Below are 1,438 nucleotides of genomic sequence, written 5' to 3'. Positions count from 1 at the left end.
GTGACTGAGTGGCGGACGGGTGAGTAACGCGTGGGTAACCTGCCTCATACAGGGGGATAACAGTTAGAAATGACTGCTAATACCGCATAAGACCACGGAGTCGCATGACTCAGTGGGAAAAACTCCGGTGGTATGAGATGGACCCGCGTCTGATTAGGTAGTTGGTGGGGTAACGGCCTACCAAGCCGACGATCAGTAGCCGACCTGAGAGGGTGACCGGCCACATTGGGACTGAGACACGGCCCAAACTCCTACGGGAGGCAGCAGTGGGGAATATTGCACAATGGGGGAAACCCTGATGCAGCGACGCCGCGTGAGCGAAGAAGTATTTCGGTATGTAAAGCTCTATCAGCAGGGAAGAAAATGACGGTACCTGACTAAGAAGCACCGGCTAAATACGTGCCAGCAGCCGCGGTAATACGTATGGTGCAAGCGTTATCCGGATTTACTGGGTGTAAAGGGAGCGTAGACGGCTGTGTAAGTCTGAAGTGAAAGCCCGGGGCTCAACCCCGGGACTGCTTTGGAAACTATGCAGCTAGAGTGTCGGAGAGGTAAGTGGAATTCCCAGTGTAGCGGTGAAATGCGTAGATATTGGGAGGAACACCAGTGGCGAAGGCGGCTTACTGGACGATGACTGACGTTGAGGCTCGAAAGCGTGGGGAGCAAACAGGATTAGATACCCTGGTAGTCCACGCCGTAAACGATGACTACTAGGTGTCGGGTGTCACAGACATTCGGTGCCGCAGCAAACGCAATAAGTAGTCCACCTGGGGAGTACGTTCGCAAGAATGAAACTCAAAGGAATTGACGGGGACCCGCACAAGCGGTGGAGCATGTGGTTTAATTCGAAGCAACGCGAAGAACCTTACCTGGTCTTGACATCCCTTTGACCGACGAGTAATGTCGTCTTTCCTTCGGGACAGAGGAGACAGGTGGTGCATGGTTGTCGTCAGCTCGTGTCGTGAGATGTTGGGTTAAGTCCCGCAACGAGCGCAACCCTTATCTTCAGTAGCCAGCATTTAAGGTGGGCACTCTGGAGAGACTGCCAGGGATAACCTGGAGGAAGGTGGGGATGACGTCAAATCATCATGCCCCTTATGACCAGGGCTACACACGTGCTACAATGGCGTAAACAAAGGGAAGCAGAGCCGCGAGGCCGAGCAAATCCCAAAAATAACGTCTCAGTTCGGATTGTAGTCTGCAACTCGACTACATGAAGCTGGAATCGCTAGTAATCGCGAATCAGCATGTCGCGGTGAATACGTTCCCGGGTCTTGTACACACCGCCCGTCACACCATGGGAGTTGGTAACGCCCGAAGTCAGTGACCCAACCGAAAGGAGGGAGCTGCCGAAGGTGGGACCGATAACTGGGGTGAAGTCGTAACAAGGTAGCCGTATCGGAAGGTGCGGCTGGATCACCTCCTTTCTAAGGAAGAA

The 1,438-nt window shown here is 53.6% G+C and carries 1 rRNA gene; it reads left to right on the top strand.

Annotated elements, in window-relative coordinates:
- Positions 1 to 1,427, top strand: a 16S ribosomal RNA gene (locus ACTNBF_RS16430); the annotation flags it as partial.
- Positions 1,428 to 1,438: the final 11 nt, after the last annotated feature.

The sequence above is a fragment of the Bariatricus sp. HCP28S3_A4 genome (assembly GCF_052066395.1).
Taxonomy (GTDB): domain Bacteria; phylum Bacillota; class Clostridia; order Lachnospirales; family Lachnospiraceae; genus Allocoprococcus.
The sequence above is the reverse complement of the archived record's forward strand: the minus strand, read 5'-3'. Positions and strand labels throughout refer to the sequence as shown.